The sequence below is a fragment of the Mesorhizobium sp. M7A.F.Ca.CA.002.04.1.1 genome, from assembly GCF_004022805.1.
Lineage (GTDB): Bacteria > Pseudomonadota > Alphaproteobacteria > Rhizobiales > Rhizobiaceae > Mesorhizobium > Mesorhizobium ciceri.
This window is the reverse complement of the sequence record NZ_RZPL01001087.1, coordinates 1-1193: the sequence shown is the minus strand read 5'-3', so window position 1 is coordinate 1193 and position 1193 is coordinate 1. Positions and strand designations below refer to the sequence as shown.

Here is a 1193-nt window from a genome sequence, read left to right as displayed (position 1 = left end):
GTTCGCGCTAATGCTGATTTCCAGCGACGACCAGAAGACCTTCGCCGTCGGCTTGCTCACCTTCATCGGCAAGTTCGCCGTCGATTGGGGACAGATGATGGCGGCATCCATCCTGGCGTTGATCCCGGTCTGCATCTTCTTCGCCTTCCTGCAACGCTATCTCGTCACCGGCCTGACCGCCGGCGCCGTCAAAGGATAGATCGATGGCCTCTGTTACGCTCGATAAGGTCCGCAAGGATTATGGCGCCGTCCGCGTCCTGCACGCGGTCGACCTTGAAATCGCCGATGGCGAGTTCGTCGTCCTGGTCGGCCCGTCGGGCTGCGGCAAGTCCACGCTTTTGCGCATGATCGCCGGGCTGGAGGAGGCTTCCGGCGGCGAGATCCGCATTGGCGAGCGGCTGGTCAATGACGTAGCACCCAAGGACCGCGACATCGCCATGGTGTTCCAGTCCTACGCGCTTTATCCGCATATGGACGTGTCGAAGAACATGGGCTTCAGCCTGCTCCTGAAGAAGGCGGAGAAGGCGACGATCGACTCCAGGGTGGACGGCGCCGCCAAGCGGCTCGGGCTCGATACCTTCCTGCAGCGCCTGCCGCGGCAATTGTCCGGCGGCCAGCGCCAGCGCGTCGCCATGGGCCGGGCGATCGTGCGCGACCCCAAGGTCTTCCTGTTCGACGAGCCGCTGTCGAACCTCGACGCCAAGCTGCGCGTCCATATGCGCGCCGAGATCAAGGCGCTGCACCAGCAACTGAAGACGACATCGGTCTATGTCACGCACGACCAGATCGAGGCGATGACCATGGCCGACCGGATCGTCGTCATGCATGACGGGCTGATCCAGCAGGTCGGCGCGCCGCTCGATCTCTACGACCGGCCGGCCAACATGTTCGTTGCAGGTTTCATCGGTTCGCCCGGCATGAATTTTCTGCCGGCGACGGTTCGCAAGGGCGCTACGTTGGAGGCCGTACTGGCCGACGGCCAGGCGCTGCGGCTGCCGGAAGACTTGCCACTGACCCACGGTGACGCCATCACCGTCGGTTTGCGGCCCGAGCATATCAAGCTGGCGGACGACGGTGCGTTGAAGGGCGAGGTGGGCTTGCTCACCTTCATCGGCAAGTTCGCCGTCGATTGGGGACAGATGATGGCGGCATCCATCCTGGCGTTGATCCCGGTCTGCATCTTCTTCGCCTTC

General features: G+C 63.4%; 1 protein-coding gene and 1 pseudogene. Both read left to right on the top strand.

What is annotated here, in order from left to right; translation table 11 throughout:
• A pseudogene (locus ENZ75_RS32355) lies at window positions 1-199 on the top strand (carbohydrate ABC transporter permease); the annotation flags it as partial.
• Window positions 200-203: 4 nt separating this feature from the next.
• A partial coding sequence (gene ugpC / locus ENZ75_RS32350; RefSeq protein ID WP_245481345.1) for a sn-glycerol-3-phosphate ABC transporter ATP-binding protein UgpC occupies window positions 204-1193 on the top strand: 990 nt, incomplete at its 3' end.